We start from the raw sequence: 24305 nt of genomic DNA on the forward strand, positions 1-24305 counted from the left end.
CGGGGTTTCCGGGGAGGAGATAGGTGTCGTGAATGCGCTGGTGGTGGTAGCAGAAGTCGTGCTTCAGCATGGCGGGCGAGCCGCAACGGTGTCCGTCGTCGATGAGGTGCTGGCACTGGCGTTGGTTCATGTTGGTTTCTCCTCGGTTAGTCCTTTTTGCTTTCGTTGTTCCTTTGTGTGGGCACAGAGGTCGGCGACCCTCCCCCGGTGGGGGAACGCAGAATCAATGATTTGCGTGAGGGGATCTCGAGACCGGTGATGCAAACAAAAGGGTTAAGTTAAAGAATCACAGAAATTGTCAGTTGTGAGTGAAAACAAAGCCAAGAGCCGTGGACAAGAGTTGTCCGCGCTCAACCACCTACATTTTTAGAGTAGCAAGTTGGCAGGGAGGATCATGCCAGTAGTTTGAAATTTATATTTGCCGTTAAATCAAGAACTTACGTCGAAATGGAGGCGTGGACCCCCTTGACATCAATTTTCCCGAAATGGAATGGCGATTGTGATGGATCGACAACAGTGGATTTTTTGGGCTATCTGCGGGTAACGGTCAACTCGACCAGGTGATCGGAGGCGCCACAGTACTCAACGATCTCTGGCGATATGTGCCGTAGTTTCGGCGAGATTAACGGCGTTTCAGGGCCTCGAGTTCGTCCATGGTGCGGGGCCAGTCGGATTTGAGTAGCCGGGAGAGGCTGCGGTCGGCGAGGAGTTTGCCCCCGGTCTGGCAACGAGGGCAGTAGTTGGTTTCGTTGTCGGCGTAACGAATGCGTTGGATCTTTTCTCCGCACCGCGGACAGGGTTGACCGTAGCGTCCGTGGACTGCCATCTCGGCACGAAATGCCGTGACTTTCTCCGGGAAGCCTTTGTCGGCCTCGGTGCGGAGGCGTGCAATCCACGCATTAAGCGTTTCGCGCGTGGCGCTAAACAGACGCTGCCATTCTTCGGATTTCAACTTCTGCGTCAGAGTGACGGGCGACAACTGGGCGGAGTGCAGTATCTCGTCTGAATAAGCGTTGCCGATGCCGCTTAGGATACGCGGATCGGTGAGTGCACGTTTAAGCGTGCGGTTTTCGAAGGCGAGTGCGGTGCGAAATGCGTCGAGGTCGGCGGTGAAGACGTCAATTCCCCCGGGATCCAGCGCGTTCAGGGACGCTTCGCCTTCAACCAGGTGGAGCGATGCGCGACGGCGTGTACCGGCTTCGGTGAGAACGAGAGAGCCGGTGGGGAAGTCGAAGGCGGCAAGGTTTTGGCGTCCGCCGAGTTTTGCTCCGAGGGAACGCCAGTGCAGGCGTCCGGCGATCATCAGGTGAAGGACGAGCCAGAGATCGCCGTCGAGCCCGATGACGATGCGCTTGCCTAGTCGACGAAGTTCGCGAACGGTGCGGCCTTCGGCGGATTCCAGCGGCGGGTCAACAGTGCGAAGCAGGAAAGGGCTGGCGAGTCGAACATGGTCGAGCTTCTGGCCAACGATACGCGACTGGAGCGCATAAGTGTAGGCGAGGATGTCGGGAAGCTCGGGCATGCGAAGAGTGTAATCGTGTAAATACCAATTAGGTAAGTGATACGCGGAGCTGTGAGCAGGCACGTATGTCGGCAACTAATGTCCGGTGACCCAAAGTAATTACGTGCACGCTTCGCACTGCTGCAAAATGCATCACGCCACTGCAATGTGCAGTTTTCGTTGTGATCTCAGAACGGGACCAGCATGTAAGTTCTTTGTAATCAATAGCTCAAAATCCTCAGACAATTGCCCCCGGCGTGCACTACCTAGTGGCGAAGACGTTCGGAGGCAATTATGTCGATACTATTTGTTCTTCTTACTTTCCTCGTAGTGATTACCGTCAGCTACTTCGTGCGCCATGGGCAACTGCCAGCGCAGGTGGCTGAAGTTCCGTCCGACGCACTGCCTGTTAGCCCTGTGATGATGAAAGAAGGCGCTTTCGAAATGCCGAAGGGCTTCTGCTTTCATCCGGGACACACCTGGGTTTATGACGAAGGCCGTCAGAACGCACGCATTGGCCTGGACAGCTTTGCCGGAAAGGTTTTCGGCAAGATCGACCGCATTGAAGTCGCAAACCTGAATCGCTGGGTGCGTCAGGGACAGAAGGTGTGCACGATCAGCAGTGGGGGATCGACCGCGGAGATTCTGTCTCCGGTGGAAGGCGTAGTGGTGTCGGTAAACCATGAAGTGCTGAAGGACCCGGGCCTGATCCAGAAGGATCCGTACAAAGAAGGCTGGGTGTGCGTGATCAAGGCACCGGACCTGGAGATCAACACGAAGAACCTGTTGCAGGGCGGAATGATTGGCATGTGGATGCAGAACTCGCTGAAGCGGCTGCAGGCATATGCGGCCCCTCTCGGTGCGGCCGCAGCGGACGGTGGTCTCCCCGTTGACGGCCTGCTCGCGCACCTCGACCCGAATGCTCGGCGCGAAATGATTCGCGAATTCTTCTTGAATTAGCAGAGCGAAGGGACCTGGGAGATGACAATGGCCACGAATAAGAAAGCCCTGCTGATCGATATCACGAAATGCATTGGATGCCAGGCCTGCGCCGGCGCCTGCAAAGAGGCGCATGGGGTAACCGGGGATCCGGAACCGAAACTCAGTGAAACGGCGTTAACCGTGGTGCAGGACAAGAACGGGAAGTTCGTCCGCAAGCAGTGCCTGCATTGCGAACAGCCGGCTTGTGGATCGGCGTGCCTGGTTGGCGCGATCACGAAGACCGCTGCTGGTCCGGTGGTTTACGACAAGAGCAAGTGCGTGGGATGCCGATACTGCATGATCGCGTGTCCGCATAGCGTGCCGCGGTACGAATGGTCGAAGCTGGCGCCGTATATGAAAAAGTGCGACATGTGCTACGACAAGCGCGTGTCGAAGGGCCAACCGACAGCATGCGCGGAAGCATGTCCGGTGGGCGCAACAATCTTCGGCGATCGCGACGAGATGCTGAGGGAAGCTCGCCGTCGCATCCTCGACGACCCGAAATACGTGCCGCATATCTATGGCGAACGCGAGTATGGCGGCGCCTCGATGCTGTTCCTTTCCGACGTGGAATTCGAGAAGCTTGGCTTCATGATTCCGCCGACAGAAGCGCCGTTGCCAGAAGTATCGAAGGCGGCGCTCGATGAGGCACCGATGGTGGTGCTGGTCGGCGGCACTATGCTGGCTGGGCTGTATTGGATCACCAATCGTCGCCGCGAAGTGCTGCTGGCGGAGGCGCAGAAGAAAACGTTGAAGTTCCCGGTTGGGGACGAGGAGGAGAGGAGCTAGCCATGCCGGAAACTAAAACGAAGAAACCGATCATAACTGTCTGGCGCGTGATTCTGGGCGTGATCTTCCTGGCGGGCGCATACGCAACGTACCTGAGGTTCGTAGTCGGATGGAGCGCCGCTACGAACCTCAGCGATGCGCAGCCGTGGGGCATGTGGGTCGGCGTGGCAACACTGTGCGGAGTTGGACTTTCCGCCGGTGGGTTCGCGACGGCCGCTGCCGTGTATCTGCTGGGGATGGAGCGGTATCGTCCCATCGCACGGGCCGCCGTCCTGGTGGCGTTTCTTGGATATGTATCGGTGTGTGTCGGATATGCCTACGAGCTCGGACTGCCCTGGCTGTTCTGGCACGCGCTCATTTACTGGAACCCCAAATCGGTCCTCTTCGATGTGATGTTCTGCATCCTGGCGTACACGACGGTGCTGACGATTGAAGTATCGCCGGCAATCGTGGAGAGACTGCCGTTCAACGGGTTCAAGAAAACGTATATGCACTGGCATCACAGGCTCGCCACGGCAGTGGTCTTGGCAGGCGTGTTGTTGTCGTCGATGCACCAGTCGTACCTGGGCGGCTTGTTCCTCATCTTTCGGGACAAGATGTATCCGCTGTGGTACACGCCGGCGCTGACGACGATGTTCTACCTGTCGGCAATCCCGGCTGGCCTGGCGATGGTGATCATTACGCTCTACCTTTGCAATCGCTCGCTTGGCACGAAAGTGGATCCGAAGATACTGAAGGAAGTGGCGTGGGTGATTTCTCCGATGCTGATCCTGTATTTCGTGTGGCGGATGGTTGACCTGGTAAAGCATGGCGGTGGTCCGTATTTGTTCAAACCGACCAGCGAAGCAGCGTACTTCTGGCTAGAGATGGCGCTGTTCGTTTTCCTGCCGGTGTTCATGCTGAATAACCGGTGGGTGATGAACCGTCCGGAAGGCGTTTACTGGTCAAGCGCGGTGGTGATCGCGGGATTTATCACGAACCGCGTGAACGTTTCGATCAACGCCCTGGAACGCGCAACGCAGGCTAATTACATACCGAAGTGGCCGGAGATGGCCGTGACGGTAATGCTGGTTACGTGCGCGATCCTGGCCTTCCGCTATGCCGTGATTTATCTGGACATTCTGCCGAAGAAAGCGAAAAGCACGCGTAAGTGGCTGGCGAATGCCGGAGTGGCGGCTAACGCGTAGTTCGAAGTGTAGAGGAGCGCCTGGCCAACCAGCCGGGCGTTACGAGGCGGAGGGCCGTTAGGGGGCCACTCCGCCTGTCTTGCAAGGGGAAGGCAATGACTATCGCGGAAATCGAATCGACTCCGGAATTACTGGTTGCGCAGGAACTCGAAGAAGCCGCGCGGTTCCTGGACGTGGAGCCGTGGATCGTGCAGCGATTGCATCAGCCGGAGAGGGAAGTCCATCTGAATCTGCAGATCAAAGGAGACGATGGGCGTCCTTTGATGCTGAAGGCGGTCAGGGTCCAGCATTCATCCGTACGTGGGCCGTCCATGGGTCCGATAATTTTCTCGAAAACGATGAGCGTGGCGGATGTCCGTGCGCTCGCAATGCGGCTGACATGGCGCTGGGCGTTGTGGGAGATGCCATTCGGAGGAGCGGCGGGGATGGTCAGCGCGGATGTGAATGACCTGTCGGAGAGTGAGCTGAAGTCGGTCGTTGCGGCGTATGTGCAGGCTTTGCGCGGGACGATTGGATATGACGCAGATGTACTGACACCGAGCGAGACATTGCCGTCGCAAGTGATGGCATGGGCGCTGGCAGCGATGGGGACGCATCGTGGGGCAATGGCGAGTGTGACTGGCAAGCCGTCGGCACTGCAGGGAATTGGAAGACATGAGATTGCCGGTAAGTTCGTCCGCGATTTGATTCGAACCGCTCTGCGCGACCAAGGCGAGGATTTAATTGGAAAAAAGGTAGTGGTGGTCGGGTTCGATGCGCAGGCACAGGCGGTCGCAGCCGAATTGCAGATGGCTGGGGCAAACGTGATCGCGGTGGCGGATTCTTCGGGCGCGGTACTGCGTCATGCCGGCCTAAATGTGGAGATGCTGCGCAATCACGTGGCGAAAGAGGGTGTGGTGTTCGGGTTCAACGAAGGCGACTCCGTCACGTTTGATGCCATGGTGAAAGATGCATGCGATGTGTTGATCCTGGCGGATGGTGAAGAACTGGTATTGCGGCCGAATACTCGCTGGGTGGTTGAGGAGCGCGGGATCATGTCGACGGAAAATGCCGGCCATGCCGCGGTAATCCCGCATGTGCTGGCGGGTTTTGGAACCGGATTCGCAGACTTTCTAGAGTGGCGGAAGTCGGCATGTGGCACGTTGACGGATCTGGACACAGTGCGTGAGATGAGGGCGCATGTGAGGCATACGTGGAAGGAAGTGAACACCTATGCGCGCGCTCAGCAGATGTCGTGGAAGGACGCTGCCGTAATCATCGGTATGGGCCGAGTTGCAAATGCAATGAGAAGTTTGTAACGACCTCCTGAAGACTGAAGCCGCAGCTCGATGGCTGCGGCTCTTTTTCTTGGCAAGGACTCTACACGTTCGCCATGCCGGCCAGCACTCCTCGCATGTAGGCAAAACTGGCAATTACGCCGGGCATGGGATCGTCGGCGTGGACTTCGTATTCAAGATCGACGAAGCCCTGGTACCTGGCGGCAATCAGCGCTTCGAAGATCTGCTTGACCGGTATTTTGCCGTCGCCGACTGCGACCTGGCTGTCCTTGTTGTGGAAGTCGGTGAGGTCCTTCATGTGGACGTTGAACAGCCGAGGGCCGACCTTATGGATGGCTTCGATAACATCGGTGCCTGCGCGCACGGTGTGGCCGACGTCGATGCAGCACCCAATTCGCGGGTCCATGGATTGGATGTCTTTGAGGATATCGAGCGGTGAAGGCCAGAGCTTGTCTTCCGGTCCGTGATTGTGGATGGCGATGCGAATGTCGTATTGCTTCGCGAATCGCTCAATGCGTGGCAGCGTCTGTGGTGTGGGATCGCCTGCAACGATGACGTTGATGCCGGCTCGTTTGCAGTAGTCGAATTTGCCGCGGATGTCGTCATCGTCGTCTTTTGGGAAATAAATAGCTCCCGCCGCATGGAGCTTGATGCCAGCGGCAGCATAGTCGGCGAGCGCCGCCTGTTGTGCCTGCGGATCCATCGGCAGATGATCTTTTACGTCCTTGGCATTCATCTCGAGCACGTTGAGCTGCTTCATAAAAGAGATCAACTGAGCACGGTTGAAGTTGCGGAACGTGTAGGTGGCGAGCCCAAGACGGATGGGAGTGTCTGATCGTTTTGACGTTTGGGCGAACGAGCCGTGCGGGAGAGCCGTAGCGCCTGCCACGAGGACCCCGGTTCGGATGAAGTCACGACGCGTGTGAGTGGAGATTCTAGACATGGAGTTCCCATCCTTTCTCGTACTGGCGTGACCACATCTTCATAGCTTCGGCGTCATTCTTTATGTGCCCATTAGCAGGATCAAGATGCAGGTCGCGCTGCATCTTCCACGCGATGTTCGAAAGCTGCAACATGGTGACGGGAATGTTTCCGTCGGAGATCGGCGAACGGAGGTTTTCGCCATGGCGGATGGCGGCGATGAGGTTCGCGAAGTGCGCGTCGGTCATGGAGTCGCTGCCGAGGACGTCGGACGAGGATGTTCGCTTGCCGGTCTTGAACTCATCCGTTTTGGTGCCCTTCAGGTCGTAGACCTCGTAACCATCGCGATCGACGACCACCGTGCCGGTTGTGCCCATGACAGCGACGCCGCGATCGCGTCCATAGACTTTCATACCCTGGCAACTACGGCCTTCCCAGGTGATCGTTTTGTCGTCGTAGTCGAAACTGGTGTCGAGAGTGTCGTAGAACTGCCAGTCGTCTTTGAAGTGGTATCGGCCACCGGAGGCGGTGATACGCTTCGGATAGTCCACGCCCAGCGCCCAGCGGCTTAGGTCGACTTCGTGGGTTCCATTGTTGAGTGTCTCGCCGGTGCCGTAATCCCAAAACCAGTGCCAGTTGTAAGGATGCAAGTTGTCCTTGTACGGGCGACGCGGAGCCGGGCCTTGCCAGAGCTCCCAATCGAGTGTCTGCGGCACAGGGACTTCTTTGCCGATGCCGATTGATTTCCGCGTGTTTGCGTACCACGCTTTCGCGAAGTAAGCACGTCCGATGACTCCGTCATGAATTTTCTGAATGATCTCAATGGTGTGCGGCGACGAGCGCTGCTGGTTTCCCATCTGCACAAGCTTGCCGTACTTCTTCTGCGCTTCGACGAGCATGGCGCCTTCGGCAGGGTTGTGACTGCACGGCTTTTCGACATAAACGTGCTTGCCTGCCTGTAGTCCCGCGATCGCCATCGGAGCATGCCAGTGCTCGGGGGTGGCAATGGTGATGACGTCGACGTCTTTGAGCGCGAGGATGTGGCGGAAGTCTTTTTCCGTCGCGGGTGCTTCGCCCGTTTCCTGCTGCGTGCGATCGGCAAACTTCTTCAGGATGTTGGAGTCGACGTCGCAGACGTGCGAGATGCGTGCGTTGCTGCGGTTTGCCTTGATGGAAGCAAGGTGAGCATATCCGCGTCCGTTCAGGCCGATGATGGCGAAGTTGAGTCGGTCATTGGAACCGAGAATCTGTGCGTAAGACTTCGCGGTCGTTGCTATGGCAAGTCCGGCCGTTCCAGCCGCCATGGAATTCAGAAACTCACGTCGAGTAGGCATGACTCCCTCGCAGCGGCGTTATGCCGCGATAGCTGCGCAGACACTATAGATGGGGTTCGGCGTGAGACGCTAGGACCGTTATAAAAGCAAAAGCCACAGCGCGTGGCTGTGGCAGATTTATGAGAGCTTTTCGTTAGCTTCCGACGAGGCGCTCGAGAGCCATCTTGTTGTGGACCATCAGTGTGGAACCCTTCAATGTCGCGAGCTTCTTCTTGCGGAACTCGGCTAAGAGGCGCGTAACAGTTTCGCGCGAGGTGCCGATGATCTGGGCAATTTCTTCATGGGTGAGGCCCATCTTGGCGCGAATGCCTTCTTTTGTGTTTTCGCCATCTTGCGAGAGTTCAAGTAGGAAGCGCGCCAGCTTTTCGCCGGCGGAGTGCGAAAGTCCGAGAGATCGGATCAGGTCGTACGCGCTATGGCAGTTGTCGCTGAGGTGCTGTGCGGCTTGAAGACAGGCGCTGCCATGCTCCTGAAGAAACTTCAGGAAATCTTCTCGCTTTACGAAGTTCACCTGGCAGGGCTGAATGGTCTCGGCGGTCAGTTCGTAGTTGATGCCGGAAACGCAGGCATGCAGTCCGAGGACTTCACCCGGTTCTGCGATTTTCAGGATAAGCGTTTTGCCTTCCGCGGAATTGACTGAGAGCTTTACGCGACCCTTACACAGCATGTAGATGCCGCGTGGAGGCTGGCCTTCAACAAAGAGAACTGCGCCACGAGGATAAGCGGTAGGGAACTTGATGCGCTCAAACGCTTCTAGAGCACTGGAGGGCAACGCGCAGAAAAAGTTGTCAGAACGAAGTTTGCAGATCAGACAGTTTTCGACGAGTTGCAGACCGTAAGGAGAACCCACAGGTCCCCTCCTTTCCATGGCGCGACCCACGTTGAATCGGCCGGTAGCCAGAACACAGTTGACATGGGGATGCGCAACTCCAGAATAGCACGCTGTTCAAGACCACGCACTCCCTTATTTGTATCTGATGATGCAAAGGTACAACGGATTCAATAGTTTAGGGCCATACCCGCCGCAGGAGTTAAGGCTTATCACGGAGTTTTCCATGTACGAACATCGGTGACGTACATCACCGAAGCCCCGAGGCTGATTGAGCCATTCTACGCTTCGATGGCACCGGGTGGGGATCCCGGAATTTACATTAAATTCACAGGGCGAATTAATGAGTACACGTATATTGTGCGTGCACGACGGCGAAGATGAACTCCAACAGTTGCGTGGGACACTGGAGGAGGCGGGGTACGAGGTAGTTTCAGCGCTGACCGGTCATGAAGCTCTTCACATTCTGCGTTCAGTAAATGTACAGGGCGTGGTGCTTGATTACGATGCGACGGCCCCGGGCGGTGTCTCGCTGCGAAATCGCATACAGCATGTCTGTCCGGATCTTCCGCTGCTCATGATCTCGAGTGTTGATGATGTGCCGATAGGCGCGCTACGTCATTACCTGGATAACCCTGCATCACCGGAAGCGTTGTGCAGCCTTAACTGATTCGACAGCCTCCGCGACGCACTGCGAAGAAAGTGAGTGTCTGTTATATTTTCAGCGCTCATGAAAACTCACTGCATGCGTCGCAACCACGCTTTCCTGCTTCTTTTCTTGCTGCTCAGCACGGTGATCGCCTTTGGCTGGGGCGATGAAGGCCACAAACTCATTAACCGAACCGCCGCGAATGCTGTTCCGGCGGACATGCCGGCTTTCTTCAAGGCAGGCACCGAAATCATTGTGTATAACGGCCCTGAGCCCGATCGCTGGCGCGAGAAAGAACTGGAACCAAGCTTGAAATGGTCGCAGGAACCGGATCATTACATCGACCTGGAGCGGGTTTCGGATATCGGGCAATTTCCCCTGAGCCGTTATGAGTTCATCCGGTGGGCCTATGCAAAACGCGTTCGCACGTTGAACAATGCTGACGATTTTCTGCCGGAGAAGATCGGGTTTCAGCCTTGGATAACCGCGGAGATCTACGGACGGCTGAAGGTAGCATTCCGTCAATATCGCATTTTGAAAGCGGCGGGCAAGCCGACGGCTCCGGCGGAGCATGATGCTCTGTTCTACGCCGGATGGCTGGGTCACTACGTGGCGGATGGGGCCAATCCGCTGCATACGACAGTGCAACACAATGGATGGACCGGTGATAATCCGAACGGATACACGACGGAGAAGATCCATTGGCCCATTGAGTCGGACTTCGTGAATAAGAACCTGGCGAAGATCGACCCGGCGGGAATGGTGAAGGCTCCGTCGAAGTTAGCGGATCCATTCAACGATTACATCATCTATCTGAAGAGTTCGTTTACGCTGGTGGAACCGTTGTACCAGATCGAAAAGCGCGGTGGCTTCAACGAAAGTGGTTCGGATGAGGCACGCGAGTTTTTCCGAAAGCAGTTTGCGGCCGGCAGCCAGATGCTGCTGAACTTGTGGTACACGGCATGGGTCGACAGCGAGAAGATGCCGGAACCGTACAGGCCGGCACCGCCAAAACCCGCAGACCCTGCGAAGAAGTGATATGAAATACGCCCGCATAGCGCTTGTGTTTCTGCTGATCTCTTCAGCATTCGCGCAGCGGGCGTCGTTTCCTTCGGGAGAAGAGCGCGTCTTCTCGCCCGACAAGAAACTCTGGATCCGAGACAGTGGCGGCATCCTGACGCTGGAGACCGACCACAAGAAACACAGAGTCCTGCGATACTCGCGGACCGTCGACGTTTTGTGGGCTCCGGGTTCCGACTACCTGGCTGTGAATGATTGGGCAACGAGTAACACTGCTGAGCCGCTGCTGATCTCGGTTGCAAACCCAGATAAGCCGGTGAACTTGTACGAAAAGTTGCGTGCCGAGCTCGATAAGGATGGACAGGCGGAGCTTCTCAAGAACAATGACCACGTGTATTTCGTTGCCGTGCGGTGGGTGGGGCCCAAGACTGTACTTCTGAATCTGTTCGGGCACGGAGATCCAAAAGCGCCACGCGGATTTTCCCGTTTCTATCGGTACACAGTTGGAACTGGATTCTCGCGGCAGAAATAGGATGCGTCCTGGTTCGGACGCATCCATGATCATTGTTATCCCACTATCCTTCCTCTGCACTCTCCAAAGCCGATGTGTGCTGCGCCGTTGCGTTCGCAGTAGCCGCGCAGGATGACTTCGTCGCCATCTTCAAGGAAGCTGCGTTTCTCGCCTGACGGAAGTTGAATCGGTTCCTTGCCGCCCCAAGTCATTTCCAGCAGACATCCGCGTGATTGTTTTTCTGGGCCGGAGACAGTCCCGCTGGCGAGCAGATCGCCGGGTTGCAGATTACATCCGTTGGAAGCGTGGTGAGTGATGAGTTGTGCGACCGTCCAGTACATGTGGCGGAAGTTGCCGCGACTTATGGAATGCGCAGCGATGTTCCGGTCGCGCATCTGCTTTGAGGTGATGAGTACTTCGAGATTCAGATCGATGCCACCGTACCTCTGATCTGCCTCGCTGGTCAGATAGGGAAGGGGCGCGGGATCATCGTCCGCACGCTTGAACGCCGGTATGCGGTACGGCGCAAGGGCTTCCATGGTGACCACCCACGGCGAAATCGTGGTGGCAAAGTTCTTGGCGAGGAATGGGCCAAGGGGTTGGTATTCCCAAGCTTGCACGTCGCGGGCGGACCAGTCGTTGACGAGACAGAGTCCGAAGGCGTGATCTTCGGCTTCGTTGATGCTGACGCTGCTGCCGAGTTCATTTCCGCCGCCAATGAAAACGCCGACTTCCAACTCGTAGTCGAGACGTTTGCTGGGACCGAATATGGGCTTATCTGCGTCGGGTGGTTTGAGTTGTCCGGTGGGACGCTTTACGTGAGTGCCGCTTGGCACGATGGATGATGCACGTCCGTGATATCCGATGGGAACCCATTTGTAATTCGGAAGCAGCGGATTGTCGGGCCGGAACATGCTGCCGACGTTGGTGGCATGAAAGATGGAGGCGTAGAAGTCGGTATAGTCGCCAACAACGGCGGGGACAAGCATCTGCACCTCGGATTGCGCCACGAGGTGCTGCTCAGTCTTCTCGCGATCCTCGGCGCCTTCTTTGAGCAGGTTGAAGACGGAGCGTCGGAGTGCGCTCCAGCGCTGGCGGCCCAGGGCCATCAGCAGGTTGAGCGGTTCGTCCATTAAAGCTTCGTTGGTGATCTCGTCGATGCCGGGAATGCAGTTTTCTTCGGCAGCCGTGGTCAGGTTCAAGATCTGGTCTCCGATCGCAACACCAATGCAGGTGAGAGCTTTGCCGCGGTCGAAAACGCCAAGAGGAAGGTTCTGGATGGGGAAGTCGGTCCCCGGTGTATTCGCCGATTTGACCCAGGAGCGCGCCGCGGGGTCGTGCGTTTCGTTGAGAGAGTAGGTCATAGGAGTTTCAGTTCACGCAAATCAGAGAGCGGTTCTTCGAAAGAACAGGAGCCGAAGGAGATGGCGAAAGTTTGCCGGACCTGACGGATGTGCGAGATGGGCGTTTCGATACCGGCCACGCCGAAGGGATGTCGCGGATCGCCGACTGACCCTGAATTGGCGGGAATCTGGCCAGGCTCGCCGGCCGCAGAAATGGATGCCATCTCGTCGGTGAATCGCAGCTCCGGGTTCGGACAGTCGAGGATCATCTTGAGCATCTGAAGCCGATTGCGTTCCGGGTCGGGCAACTTTGGAAGAGATCTTGTGGCGGCGATGGCTGCCAAGAAAATATTAAGAAAGCCGTGCATGGTTCCAGTTGGCGCATCGGGTGCATACGTCAACGGCCGGACGCAGCGAAGCGGATGATGAAGGCCCGCCGTCGCCTTGAATGGAACTTTGTAGTTGGCGCACGCCATGATGAACCGCGCAACACTCTCTGACGAGGGTAGGGCATCCGCGGTGAGCCCGCCAGTACGAATCTTTGCGCGGGAGCCAACGCTAGCGATGGCGGGGAGGATCTCCGAAGCGAGTTCCGGGACGAACTCGAAGTACGCGGTGATTGAGGATGGAATGCTGCGGCTCAACGAGATGACCTCGTCGGCAGAGGATACTCTCAGCTCGAGGGTGTCGACTTCTGCTCGCCACTGGTTGCGCTTGTTGAACTGTTCGATCTCATTGAGCTCGCGACCGGGATCGGGTCCGATGAGTGCGCTGATCGCCCACGGTTCCGGAGTGTCGAGATATGCAAACGCGGATTCGAACTCGGGGAAGCGAGACACCGGGACGATGAAGCGTGCAAGCGCCCAAGCGTCGGGCCCGGCGAGATAGCGCGCGTAGTTCTGGACGGCATCCTTCATCGGCAGACCGGCGGGTGGAAAAAGGCCGGCGTAGTCGATGAGGTCGGACATCAGCGCTTTCAGTGATGCCGGAATCGTGCTCACGTTATCCCTTGAAGTTCTTCTTCAGTCCCTGCCAGCACTCGAAGTAGTCGTGCTGAAGTTCGGCGGTGTCCATGGCGTACTTTGTGGGACGGCAGATGAATCGCGTCTCAAACATGAAGGCCAGTGTGTCTGTGAGCTTTTGCGGCTTAAGGTCGGCAGTTGAGGCCTTGGCGTACGTATCTGCGTCAGGTCCGTGACCGGACATGCAGTTGTGCAGGCTGGCACCACCGGGGACAAAGCCTTCCGCCTTGGCGTCGTACTCGCCGAAGATGAGGCCCATGAACTCGTTCATGAAGTTGCGATGGAACCACGGCGGACGAAAAGTGTGCTCGGCGACCATCCAGCGTGGCGGGAAGATGACGAAATCGCAATTGGCCGTGCCGGCAATCTCCGACGGCGAAGTGAGCACGGTGTAAATCGACGGATCGGGGTGGTCGAAACTGACGGTGTTGATGCAGTTGAAGCGCGAGAGATCGTACTTGTAAGGCGCGTAATTGCCATGCCAGGCGACGACGTTTAACGGCGAGTGATTGTACTGGGCTTCCCAGAGGCGTCCCATGAACTTGGCTACGACACGGAAGTCGCAATCGCGGTCTTCGAAGGCGGCGGTGGGCGTCTGGAAGTCGCGCGGGTTCGCGAGTCCGTTGGCACCAATCGGACCAAGATCGGGGAGCCGGAAAAGGCCGCCGTAGTTTTCGCAGACGTAGCCGCGCGCCTGTTTTTCGAGCAGTTCGACGCGGAACTTGATGCCGCGCTGTATCACGCAGATTTCGCCGGGCTTTAAGCCGATGCGTCCGAACTCAGTGTGGATTAGCAGCTCGCCCATCTGCGGCACGATGAGCAGTTCGCCATCGGCGTTGTAGAAGGCACGGTCCACCATGCTTTTGTTCGCGACATAGATATGAATGGCGACACCCGATTGCATGGAAGCGTCGCCGTTCCCAGCAATGGTGATGAGGCCGTCCACGAAATCGGTGGCTTCGCTGGGGATGGCGATGGGATTCCAGCGAAGTTGATTGGGAGGCGTTGGGACTTCGTCGAAGGGCGTGGAACGCAGCAGCCTCTGCGGAAGAGGCGTGTAAGGCTTGTGCATCACGGAAGGACGAACGCGATAGGCCCACGTACGACGGTTTGAAACGCGCGGCGCTGTAAACGGAGTGCCGCTGAGCTGTTCGGCGTAAAGTCCAAGTGGCGCCTGCTGGGGGGAGTTTTGTCCGACCGGCAGTGCGCCGGGAATCGCTTCGCTGGCGAATTCATTGCCGAAACCGGAGTGATACTGCAACGGCTCAGTCTTTGTTGTTGGCTTGGTGGTCGCCATTGTTTGCCTTTCTTATAGATTGCCGCGACGGGCCTGCTCCAACTCAATCGCTTCGAACAGTGCTTTGAAGTTCCCCTTGCCAAAGCCGCGGCTGCCCTTGCGCTGGATGATCTCGAAGAACACTGTAGGGCGGTCTTCCACTGGCTTTGAGAAGATCTGGAGCAGGTAGCCTTCCTGGTCGCGGTCAACAAGGATGCCCAACCGCTTGATTTCTTCCAACGGCTCGTCGAGTTTGCCGACGCGGTCGGTGAGGATTTCGTAGTAGGAATCGGGTACGCGCAGGAATTCGACACCGTTTTGCTGCAGACGATCGACGGTGTAAAGGACGTCCTTCACCTGTAGCGCGACGTGTTGAACGCCGGGGCCGCAATAGGCTTCGAGATATTCGTCGATTTGAGATTTGCGGCGTCCGGGAGCGGGCTCATTGATGGGGAACTTCACCGAATACGAGTCGTCGGACATGACGATCGACATAAGCGCCGAGTACTCGGTCGAAATGTCCTTGTCGTCGAAACTGATGTAGCGATGGAAGCCGAAGACGTTGTGGTAGAAGTCCGCCCAGTGATTCATCTTTCCGAGATCGACGTTACCGACCATGTGGTCCACGCGCAGGATGCCGGTATCGCGCTCTTCAATCACCGCCTCGCTGAATCCCGGGAGGAACGGGCCATCGTAGTCTTTATAGGAAATGAGCGAGTGGATGGTGTCGCCGTAAGTATGTACAGCAGCGTGGCGCACGGTACCGTGGTCGTCCTTCAGATCGTGCGGTTCGATGAATGGCTTGGCTCCGCGCCGGACAGCTTCTTCGAAAGCGAAGTCGGCGTCGGCCACTTCAAGCGCGATATCGCGAACACCATCTCCGTGGAGCTTGATGTGATCGGCCGCCGGGTGGTTACAGCTTAGCGGCGTGCTCAACACGAAGTTGGTCTTATGCTGCGACAGGGCATACGACGCCATCTGGCGATTGCCGGTTTCAAGCCCGGAGTACGCAACCTGCGAAAAGCCGAACGCCTTGCGATAGTAGTAAGCGGCCTGCTTGGCGTTTCCCACCCAGAATTCAACGTGGTGAACTCTCTTCAGCTTAAGAGGGTTTTCCATTTCCTCACATCTCCCGGCGGCTATTTTATATGCTCGCTAGATAAGATGCGTTTTCGCCATGAGTTCGCAAGCTCAGGCACTGCCAATCAGGATTCCAGTGATGAAAACGAGCACCCCTCCGACGATGACCTGGAAAGCGGCGGAAAGGATGGGAGTGTCCATATAGCGTTTTCGTATCCACGTGATGATGGCCAACTCTGCGACCACCACGATCACAGCGGCAATAAAAGCGGCGTGGAAGTTGGGAATAAGGAACGGAACGGTGTGCCCAATCCCGCCCAGAGTGGTCATTAGGCCGCAGATAACGCCACGAATCCACGGATGGCCACGTCCGGTGAGAGCGCCATCGTCGGAAAGCGCCTCGGCGAAGCCCATACTGATACCCGCTCCCACAGATGCGGCGAGGCCTACGATAAGGGCATCATGGCTGTTCCGGGTGGCAAAGGCAGCCGCGAACACGGGGGCCAGGGTGGAGACGGAGCCGTCCATAAGACCGGCAAGTCCGGGTTGGACGACTTGGAGTACAAACAGGCGCCGATTAGCTTCGTCTTCTTTGGCCTTAACGTCGGGACGCAGCTTTTCCGCCTCAAGTTCTTCGGCGCTACGCTCGTGGTGACGCTCTTCCTGGGCAAGGTCGTCGAGCAACTGCCGGACGCTAGCGTCCTTGGCGCGGGCTGCGGCACGTTCATAGAAGCGGCGGGCTTCCACTTCCATGGCCGCAGCCGTGTTACGGACCGTATCGATTCCAAGCGGGCGCACCAGCCAGACCGGACGCCGGTGGATAAAGCCCTTTACGTCCTGCCGACGAATGAGGGGAATGTGCTCGCCGAACTTTTGCTGGTGGAGTTCAATTAGCCGCCGGCGATGGCCGGACTCTTCCTTGCGCATTTCCTCAAAGACATCGGCGGAGGCAGGGAATTCCTGCCGAAGGCCGTCGGCAAAGTCGGCGTATACGCGTTCGTCCTCTTCTTCCAGCGAGATGGCCAGGGCGAGTATTTCGCGTTCGGTAAGGCTGTCGAAGTTCCTCATAGAGTGGAGACCTGAGTGCGAAATACCTTACACGGTGAGTTGACCGAAGGCGAGTGCAACTGTCATTGACGCGGGCATCGCGAATGGATAGGCTGCGCAGTTATGGCGACATTGGCCCAAACGGAACCTTCTATAGTCGCGCCGAAAATTACCTCAACGCGGTTGCTATCACTGGATGTCTTTCGCGGCATCACCATCGCCTCCATGATCCTGGTGAATGATGCCGGCGACTGGGGACATATCTACTGGCCTCTGGGGCATGCACCGTGGCACGGCTGGACGCCGACCGACCTGATCTTCCCATTCTTCCTGTTCATTGTCGGGGTTTCGATGGTTTTGTCGTTCAACTCGCGGCGGGCGCGAGGCGCTACGCGGGGTGAACTGATGCTGCACTCGCTAAAGCGGGCTGCAATCATTTTTGGACTGGGCCTGTTTCTTGCGCTGTATCCGCGATTCGATTTCAGCATCGTGCGCATACCAGGCGTGTTGCAGCGAATTGCGGTGGTGTACCTGCTTGCATCGGCTATTGTGTTGTATTTTGGGCGGAAAACGCGGATGGCGATCACCGCAGTGCTGCTGCTCGGATACTGGGCGGCGATGATGCTTATTCCGGTGCCCGGATACGGAGCAGGCGTGCTTTCGGCCGATGGGAGCCTGGCCAGCTATGTAGATCGTCTGCTGCTCTACAACCATTTGTACGTGTCGCACCGGTTCGATCCGGAAGGAATCTTGAGTACCTTCCCGGCGATCGCGACGTGTCTCTTTGGCGTCTTTACAGGCGAGTGGATTCGCGGCAAGGAACCGAAGCAACTTGTGCGCGGATTGCTGATTGGGGCTGTAGTCGGGTTGGCCCTTGGGAAAATCTGGAACATCTGGTTCCCAATTAACAAGAACCTGTGGACCAGTTCGTACGTACTGTTCTGCGCCGGATTCGCGATGGCCGTGTTTGCCGTCTGCTACTGGCTGGTGGATTTCAAGGGATGGAAGCGGTGGGCACAGCCATTTGTATGGTTCGGCGTGAATCCGCTGGCGATCTTCTTCCTGGCAAGCTGGTTTGGGAAAGCGACCAGCGTTCCATGGGTCGGCGGAATACGGATCAAAAGCGTGGTGTACGGAAAGGTGTTTGCCAACCTGTTCCCAAGTCCGTACATGAACTCGCTGGCATTCGCGGTGTGCTTCGTGCTGCTGTTCTGGTTTATCGCCTGGGCGCTGTACCAGAAAAAGATTTTCATCCGCGTTTAGTTATCACCTGCGGCTTTGAGCGATGCCAGATCAATTCCCAGCTGCTGACATTTCTTGTACAGGTGGCTGCGCTCAAGCGCGAGTTCCTTCGCGGTGGCTGTCATGTTGTAGCCGTGGCGTTTGAGCTCCGCGAGGATCGTCTGCTTCTCGAAGCTGTCCACCCGTTCGGAAAGAGGGCCAGTGCTGGAGACCTTCAACTCCGACGCTACAGTGCCCTTTAACCGTGGAAGAGCTAGCTCTACGGCGGCGCGATCAACTTGGCCGTCGAGCGCCAGCAACATCACCCGTTCTACCACGTTCCGCAGTTCGCGAACGTTTCCTGGCCAGGCATAGTTCGCCAGCGCATCAATAGCTTCGGGCAGGAACGTCATGGGCTTCCATCCGTTCTGTGCGCTCACAAGCTTCGCGAAATGCTCGACGAGGGCTGGGATGTCTTCGCGGCGTTCGCGAAGCGAGGGCAGGATGAGAGGGAAGACGTAAACACGGTGAAAAAGGTCCTGCCGGAACTTGCCTTCGCTTACGAGTTCTTCGAGGTCACGGTGAGTCGCCACGACGACTCGGACATCAACAGTAACGGGCTTGTCTCCGCCAATGCGTTCGACTTCGCCTTCCTCCAATACGCGCAACAGCTTGGCCTGCATGGCAAGAGGCATGTCGCCGATTTCGTCGAGAAATAACGTGCCGTGATGTGCCTGCTCGAACTTGCCGATGTGACGGTTGGCGGCTCCAGTGAAGGAACCTTTCTCATGGCCGAAGAGTTCGGACTCGATGAGTTCCGCTGGAATGGCAGCGCAGTTCAAAGTGACGAACGGCCCGTTGGCACGTGCCGATTTCTCATGCAGCGTACGCGCGACCAGTTCTTTGCCGGTGCCGGTTTCGCCGTATATGCACACGCGCGATTCGCTTTGCGCGACCCGTTCGATCTGCATCATCACGCGTTTCATGGCGTCGCCTGACCAAACGATCTGGTGCTTACCGACGCGCTGCTTGAGTTCCCGGTTCTCCTGTTCGAGTCGCTTCAACTTCAGTGCATTCTCGACCGTGAGCAGTAGTTTGTCGGTGGAGAGCGGCTTTTCGAGGAAGTCGAGCGCGCCGAGCCGGGTGGCTTTGACGGCCATTTCGATGTGCGCCTGGCCGGACATCATGACGACTGGGGCAGCGACGGAGTTATTCTTCAGATCCTCTAATAAAGCGAGACCATCGCGATTGGGCATTACGACGTCGGAAAGGATGAGGTCGAACGGTCGAGACTTCGCGAGTTCCAGTGCCTTGGCGGCGTTGTCGCAGACGGTTGCCTCGTGTCCGGCGAGCCGGAAAGCGCGCGAGAGGGAAGCCAGTGTGTTGGGTTCGTCGTCTACGATGAGGATGTCGGCTTTCGTCGGCATGATTTATCCCACCTTCGCAGTGTCGGCCTTTACGGTGCCGGATGAGTATTTCGGAAGTTCAATACGAAACGTCGCGCCCTGTCCTGGTGTGCTCTCGACTGTGATCGTTCCCTTGTGATCGCTGATCACAGACTGCACGATCGCGAGTCCGAGCCCGGTTCCGCGTTGTTTGCTGGTGTAGTAGGGCGTGAAGAGACGCACGCACTCTTCGGGTGTAAGTCCCGTGCCGGAGTCGGCGATCTCGATACGTACGGAGTCAGTCTGCTCGCGCGTGCGGAAGGTAATAGTGCCGCCGTTCGGCATGGCATCCATGGCATTGAGCACGAGATTCGAAAGTGCGCGATGGAGGAGATCGGGATCGGCCTCGATCAGGCGAAGCGAGTCCTGAAGTTCCAGACGGACCGTGATCTGCGGTTTGCCCGGAGCGCTGAATTGCGGCTCGTGTAGCGCCACCACACCCTTGATGACGTCGTTGATCTGCACGCGCTGCAACTGCGGCTGCGGCATCTTCGAAAAGTCGGAGAAGCGTCCGATGATTGTCTTAAGGTTAGTGAGTTCGGCGAGCAGGGTACTGGCGCTTTCGCGGAAGACTTCGTCGAATTCAGCCGGCGGAAGTTCGCGGGCGCGTACGAGGTTCTCTACCGTGATCTGAAGTGGGAAGAGCGGGTTCTTCAGTTCGTGAGCCAATCGCCGGGCCAATTCACGCCATGCCGCTACACGTTCAGACTGCAACAGCTTTTCGCGCTGCGAAATGATTTCGTGCGTCATGCTGTTGAAAGCTTCCGCCAGTTCTCCGAGTTCGTCTGTATTAGGAACCTCGACACGTGTGTCCCAATTTCCGGCGGCGACGGCGCGAGCGCCTTCGGCAAGTTGCTCGACAGGACGAGTGAAGCGAGCGGCCAGCCAGAGGGAGATCAGGATGGCGAAGAGGATTCCTGCTCCGCCCACGGTGAAGGCGACCGTGCGGATATCGTAGAGGAACTGCACGAGGTCCCGCCGCGCGTGGCCGATTAACAGCACGGCCAAGAGCGAGTCGTCCTGCCCTTTGAGCGGGAAGGCCTTGAACGTTTCGGCGTCGCGGAGATCCGAACTCCAGTGGATGATTCGCGATGTTTCGTTACGGCTCAACTTCACTTCGTCGATGACTGAGGAGAGCTTCTCGAGATTGGGGGTGTCGGGATCAGCGCCGACGAGGTTGGCGGCGTTGAAGGAGCCGTCCTGCACACGGTAAAGAAAGGCGCGCATACCCGGCGGCAGGCTCAGACTGAAGAGAAACTCGCGGTCGAGACGCTCTCCGCCGAGGATGTAGATGGGATTTTCGCCAACACGAATTGCACGTACTGAGAAGAGTCCAAGGGCCGTTCCGTCCTGGAGTTCTTCGCGCTTGAGAAAGGCCTGCGCCGATGTCTTCGACGGGACGGTCTCTTTGTAGCCAAAACGAGCGGGCCACTGCGCGGAGGAGATGATGCTGCCATCGGCGGAGAGGATCTCAAGGAAGTCCAGTCCGTACGCCCGGGCCTGATTGGTGGCTTCGTTCAGGTAAGCGGCCGGATCGCCCCCATGAGAGATATCGAGCGCCATGCGTGCGATGCTTTCGTTCTCGGCGATGTTCTGCACACGCTTAGCCACCTCGTCGCCACGACGCTGAAATTCACGCCGGAACTGCTGCACTAGCGCTTCCGTGCGCTGATTGTCGGTGCGTTCGAACAGTTGACGGGTCTGCCGGGAAATCGCCCATCCAATGGCAACCACGGTGGCAACAATGATGACCGCGAATACGGCAAGCAGACGCCGGCGGAAACTCATGGCTTACCTCCCGTTGTGCGCGGTGCAAGCCAGACGTCGGCGAACCTCCATTGCCCTGCGGGCGACGGATCGAAGTTGCGAACGCGTTCTTTGAGTGCGGTGACCTTCGGAATGTGAACGAGAGGAATCGCCGAGTAGGTTTGAAGCGCGGTGCGCTCATTGGAATAGAGCGATTCGATATTGTCGCTGGTAAACGGCTGCATGATCGACAGCTTTTCGACCAAGGCGTTCAGAGCAACGGCCGGATTGAGCGATGACACGGAAACAGTCTCGATCCGGAGATCAGCAGAGTTGGAGGCAACCGCCGATCCAGCAATGCCGACGTCGCGCAGGTTCAGAGCTACACGTTCGGCGATCAGGCGTTGAACAGATTCTGTGGGATCATAGCCAATCGTGATGGCAGGTGGGCGTCCAGCTTGTTTCAGAAGATCGCGAGCTTTTGCCTGATCTGGAGCGGTCGGGAAGAGGAACGCGTATCCGGTAAGCCAGTTTGGGAGCAGGCTTCCCGCCACCTCGCCCTGTCGCTGGAAGATGACCGAATGAATGGAACCGCGGTCGATCGCCAGCGAGATCGCCTGACGAATGCGGAGGTCACCCAACTCGGTCTTCTTCGAGTTGAAGACCAGCAGTAGGGTTACGGATGGGCGCGACAATTCGACGCGCATGCGTTCCTGCTGGAGCCGTCGCAACATGTCGGCGGCGAGTTCAACGACGTCGACGTGATCAAAAGAGAAGTCGTTGAGTTGATCGCGGGAGTTACGCCCGGTCTTGATCTCAAGCGTGTCAAGATACGGGCGCCCGCCCCAGTAGTTGTCGAATGCTTTCAGGCTGATCGTGCCGGGCGTACGTGTCTCGATTCGGAACGGACCAGTGCCGAAGACGTCGTTGCCGCTGGTCAGGATGACCGCGTATTCCGGCTGCGACAAAATTGACGGCAGGTTAGGCCTAGGTGAGTCGCACTGGTACATCATCGCGATCGAGGAGAGCAGCAGCTTGCATCCGGGTACGGGTACCTGGCTGAGTTTGGCGGCCGAAAGCGGGGTTCCATCGTGGAACTGGACGCCGGTGCGGAGGGTGAAATCCCAGCGGGAGCCGTTGTCGGGCGTCGTCCAACGAAGCGCAAGTCCGGGTTGTAGGCGACCATTGTCATGAATCGTGACGAGCGTTTCGAACACGGGGCCGACCAGCAGGTCGGGCGCGCCCTCGTATTCCGGTACGACTTCCCGGAACTGCACCCGCAATGGGTCGCCATACCTCGGACGTGTTCGCGCGAAGGCTGCTGAAATCAGCAATAGCGCCGCACTACTGATTGCAAGTAATCGAAACGCTATAGGCTTCATACTGTCCTGTCCGCAGGTTATGTGCGATGGCGGTTGCTGTGTTTGCGTCGTGTGTCCAGAGCGCGGTAATGGGGCCGGCAAATGCCACCGGGCCACTGACCAGGACCGGTTCGCCGTCGGGAATTTCGTAGGCCCGAAGGGAATCAGGTTGCGTATCGTCGGCAGCGGCAGTTACCAGCAATTGGGTTCCTGAACCGCAAGCGGAGCGAACTGCGGCGATGTCGCTGCCCCAGTCACCGGTTATGTTCATCGACAGAGTACGTTCGTTTACGCCGTCGTTCAGGCGAACACGGCCATCGACGCCGGTAAAGATAGCCAGAGAGTTGTTTTGTCGCTGCAGCCACGCGGCAGAGTAGAAGGGCGGATTCTGGTTTTCGCTCGCGGGAACAAGAGCCCCGTTGAAGTAATTGCGGGCGGAGTTGAAGAACGCTGACCGCGGCCCAAGTTTCCATGCGTCTTCGCCGTCGCGGCAGATGACGGAGCTGGCCCGTCCCAAAGAGACAGTACAAACCGTGCCCGGAAGGTAGGCGTCAACGCTCTTGTCACCGGGGACAAGCAGTCCGCGGAGATCGCGCGGAAATGGGTGGTTGCGAGCGACGTTCCAGGACTGCTGGCGTTCCCATGTGCTGTTGCTTTGCGTGTAGGAGGTAATCAAATCCGCTTCGAGGACGATGAGGCGATTGCGGTCGAATACCAGAGCATCCACGAATTGCGTTGGTTGCGACCACAATAAAGACTTGCTGATAACGACCGTAGGCCCACTTTTCGTCGGCGCTGCCGATTGCGCTCGTGGAACTGAGACCATCGCCACTTGCGTGTTGTTGCCTTGCTTGACTTCCGCGATCCAAAGATAGCCTTGCAGGTTCTCTGAAAGAGTCACGCGAACTTCGCTGTGGACGTTAGCGACGGCACCGACGGATACACCGGACGTCCGCAGTTGCGCTTCAATGGCGCGCTGGATTTCGCCGACCTGATCTTTGGGAAGGGAAGAGGAATTGGTGACAGTCAGAGTAATGCTTCCGGGACCGCTGGCGCTGGCGATCGCCTTCGCCAGGTCGGTTGCCGCTAAACTCCAGTCCGATCCCCATGCAGGCGAAACCAATGCCAAGATGCACAACACGCACCAACGGAGCCGATTGCCTAAGTTCATCGTGAAACTCGCATTATAGTTCGCCGAATTCATGGTTCAGCTACGGCGTTTCGCCGATTCCCTAATCGGAACAACCGGGCAGCCTGACGGCGGCGGTGTCAGACTGCCCGGCGCTATCCGGAAGCAAGGGGAAACCAACTTCCGGCATCCTGACAAGCTTTACTTCGCGGGTGAGTTCATTGCGGCCGCCGTGACAGCAATGCTTAACGCAATCACGAGCGGGGCCCACGCCAGGAACGCTAATGCAACCGTGGTGCGCCAACGGATTGGGTGCGGCTCCAAGGCGACCGCGCCCGCAGCTATCCGGCGACGGTAGCGAATGAGCATCAAGACATCGTTCGCGATGATGGATAGAGACGTCATCAACATCACCAAGCCGAGAACGCACAACGCGTATCTTAAGAACCACATAGGGATCTCCTGTTCAGCTCTTGTGCTCCGCAGTCATTTCGTTCTGGGAGCGTCCCGTCCGAGGGGCGAAGAAGAACCGGAACATGCCCCCGAAAATCAGTTCTTCCATAAGCAGTGCGCACATCAGCGAGAAAAACAATCCCGCTACTACAACTCCTGCTGTGGTTACGCTTTCCATGATTT

At 57.5% G+C, this 24305-nt stretch carries 23 protein-coding genes; 8 read left to right on the forward strand and 15 right to left on the reverse strand.

The genetic code is table 11. The features are described from left to right. Positions 1–622 precede the first annotated feature (622 nt). Positions 623–1522, reverse strand: coding sequence for a DNA-formamidopyrimidine glycosylase family protein (locus VN577_21540; GenBank protein ID HWR17429.1), 900 nt, complete (start codon positions 1520–1522; stop codon positions 623–625). A gap of 273 nt (positions 1523–1795) precedes the next feature. On the opposite strand from VN577_21540, the gene VN577_21545 reads away from it, so the two are divergent. From VN577_21545 to VN577_21560, 4 genes are all read left to right on the forward strand, one after another. Further along, positions 1796–2461, forward strand: coding sequence for a glycine cleavage system protein H (locus VN577_21545; GenBank protein HWR17430.1), 666 nt, complete (start codon positions 1796–1798; stop codon positions 2459–2461). Positions 2462–2488: 27 nt separating this feature from the next. Further along, positions 2489–3271, forward strand: coding sequence for a 4Fe-4S dicluster domain-containing protein (locus VN577_21550; protein ID HWR17431.1), 783 nt, complete (start codon positions 2489–2491; stop codon positions 3269–3271). 2 nt (positions 3272–3273) lie between these two features. After that, entirely contained in the window at positions 3274–4458 is a 1185-nt protein-coding gene (nrfD, locus tag VN577_21555; protein HWR17432.1) for an NrfD/PsrC family molybdoenzyme membrane anchor subunit, read from the forward strand. A 95-nt stretch (positions 4459–4553) separates the two neighbouring features. After that, positions 4554–5756 carry a Glu/Leu/Phe/Val dehydrogenase dimerization domain-containing protein gene (locus VN577_21560; GenBank protein HWR17433.1) on the forward strand — a complete coding sequence of 401 codons (1203 nt, stop codon included), beginning with the start codon at positions 4554–4556 and terminating at the stop codon, positions 5754–5756. Positions 5757–5817: 61 nt separating this feature from the next. Here the strand turns inward: VN577_21560 and VN577_21565 are convergent, their stop codons facing one another. The 3 genes from VN577_21565 to VN577_21575 all read right to left on the reverse strand — a co-directional run bounded on the left by VN577_21565 (position 5818) and on the right by VN577_21575 (position 8840). After that, positions 5818–6678 (reverse strand): sugar phosphate isomerase/epimerase, encoded by an 861-nt coding sequence (locus VN577_21565; protein HWR17434.1) that lies wholly within the window; start codon positions 6676–6678, stop codon positions 5818–5820. Beyond that, positions 6671–7990, reverse strand: a complete 1320-nt coding sequence (locus VN577_21570; protein HWR17435.1) for a Gfo/Idh/MocA family oxidoreductase — start codon at positions 7988–7990, stop codon at positions 6671–6673. The genes VN577_21565 and VN577_21570 overlap by 8 nt, the downstream gene beginning before the upstream one ends. A 133-nt stretch (positions 7991–8123) precedes the next feature. Continuing rightward, on the reverse strand, positions 8124–8840 hold the full coding sequence (locus VN577_21575) for a Crp/Fnr family transcriptional regulator (protein ID HWR17436.1): 717 nt from the start codon (positions 8838–8840) through the stop codon (positions 8124–8126). 322 nt (positions 8841–9162) lie between these two features. On the opposite strand from VN577_21575, the gene VN577_21580 reads away from it, so the two are divergent. From VN577_21580 to VN577_21590, 3 genes are all read left to right on the forward strand, one after another. After that, complete coding sequence (locus VN577_21580) at positions 9163–9489, forward strand: response regulator (protein HWR17437.1); 327 nt, start codon at positions 9163–9165, stop codon at positions 9487–9489. Positions 9490–9564: 75 nt separating this feature from the next. After that, a complete protein-coding gene (locus VN577_21585) occupies positions 9565–10506 on the forward strand; it encodes a hypothetical protein (GenBank protein HWR17438.1) in 942 nt (313 codons plus the stop codon). A gap of 1 nt (position 10507) precedes the next feature. After that, positions 10508–11020 (forward strand): hypothetical protein, encoded by a 513-nt coding sequence (locus tag VN577_21590; GenBank protein ID HWR17439.1) that lies wholly within the window; start codon positions 10508–10510, stop codon positions 11018–11020. A 35-nt stretch (positions 11021–11055) separates the two neighbouring features. Here VN577_21590 and fahA read toward each other — a convergent pair whose 3' ends face one another. The 5 genes from fahA to VN577_21615 all read right to left on the reverse strand — a co-directional run bounded on the left by fahA (position 11056) and on the right by VN577_21615 (position 16788). Further along, positions 11056–12363 (reverse strand): fumarylacetoacetase, encoded by a 1308-nt coding sequence (fahA, locus tag VN577_21595; GenBank protein ID HWR17440.1) that lies wholly within the window; start codon positions 12361–12363, stop codon positions 11056–11058. Then, the gene (locus VN577_21600; protein HWR17441.1) at positions 12360–13343 is read right to left on the reverse strand and encodes a hypothetical protein; all 984 of its coding nucleotides are present in this window, start codon (positions 13341–13343) and stop codon (positions 12360–12362) included. Before VN577_21600 ends, fahA begins: the two co-directional genes overlap by 4 nt. Before the next feature lies 1 nt (position 13344). Beyond that, the gene (hmgA, locus tag VN577_21605) at positions 13345–14661 is read right to left on the reverse strand and encodes a homogentisate 1,2-dioxygenase (protein HWR17442.1); all 1317 of its coding nucleotides are present in this window, start codon (positions 14659–14661) and stop codon (positions 13345–13347) included. A 12-nt stretch (positions 14662–14673) separates the two neighbouring features. Next, positions 14674–15759 (reverse strand): 4-hydroxyphenylpyruvate dioxygenase, encoded by a 1086-nt coding sequence (gene hppD, locus VN577_21610; protein ID HWR17443.1) that lies wholly within the window; start codon positions 15757–15759, stop codon positions 14674–14676. Positions 15760–15831: 72 nt separating this feature from the next. Beyond that, positions 15832–16788: a ferritin family protein gene (locus VN577_21615; GenBank protein ID HWR17444.1), complete on the reverse strand. Its 957-nt coding sequence runs from the start codon at positions 16786–16788 to the stop codon at positions 15832–15834. Between the two features lie 102 nt (positions 16789–16890). On the opposite strand from VN577_21615, the gene VN577_21620 reads away from it, so the two are divergent. Next, positions 16891–18030: a hypothetical protein gene (locus VN577_21620; GenBank protein ID HWR17445.1), complete on the forward strand. Its 1140-nt coding sequence runs from the start codon at positions 16891–16893 to the stop codon at positions 18028–18030. Here the strand turns inward: VN577_21620 and VN577_21625 are convergent. The 6 genes from VN577_21625 to VN577_21650 form a co-directional block, all read right to left on the reverse strand. Then, positions 18027–19415 (reverse strand): sigma-54 dependent transcriptional regulator, encoded by a 1389-nt coding sequence (locus VN577_21625; protein HWR17446.1) that lies wholly within the window; start codon positions 19413–19415, stop codon positions 18027–18029. The genes VN577_21620 and VN577_21625 overlap by 4 nt on opposite strands. Positions 19416–19418: 3 nt before the next feature. Next, positions 19419–21221, reverse strand: a complete 1803-nt coding sequence (locus tag VN577_21630) for an ATP-binding protein (GenBank protein ID HWR17447.1) — start codon at positions 21219–21221, stop codon at positions 19419–19421. Next, complete coding sequence (locus VN577_21635) at positions 21218–22561, reverse strand: ABC transporter substrate-binding protein (protein HWR17448.1); 1344 nt, start codon at positions 22559–22561, stop codon at positions 21218–21220. Before VN577_21635 ends, VN577_21630 begins: the two co-directional genes overlap by 4 nt. Continuing rightward, positions 22524–23711, reverse strand: a complete 1188-nt coding sequence (locus VN577_21640) for a hypothetical protein (protein ID HWR17449.1) — start codon at positions 23709–23711, stop codon at positions 22524–22526. Before VN577_21640 ends, VN577_21635 begins: the two co-directional genes overlap by 38 nt. Positions 23712–23870: 159 nt before the next feature. Next, positions 23871–24122 (reverse strand): hypothetical protein, encoded by a 252-nt coding sequence (locus VN577_21645; GenBank protein HWR17450.1) that lies wholly within the window; start codon positions 24120–24122, stop codon positions 23871–23873. A 13-nt stretch (positions 24123–24135) separates the two neighbouring features. Beyond that, positions 24136–24300, reverse strand: coding sequence for a hypothetical protein (locus VN577_21650; GenBank protein ID HWR17451.1), 165 nt, complete (start codon positions 24298–24300; stop codon positions 24136–24138). Positions 24301–24305: the final 5 nt, after the last annotated feature.

It is taken from the genome of Terriglobales bacterium (assembly GCA_035561515.1).
Classification (GTDB): Bacteria; Acidobacteriota; Terriglobia; order Terriglobales; family Acidobacteriaceae; genus DATMXP01.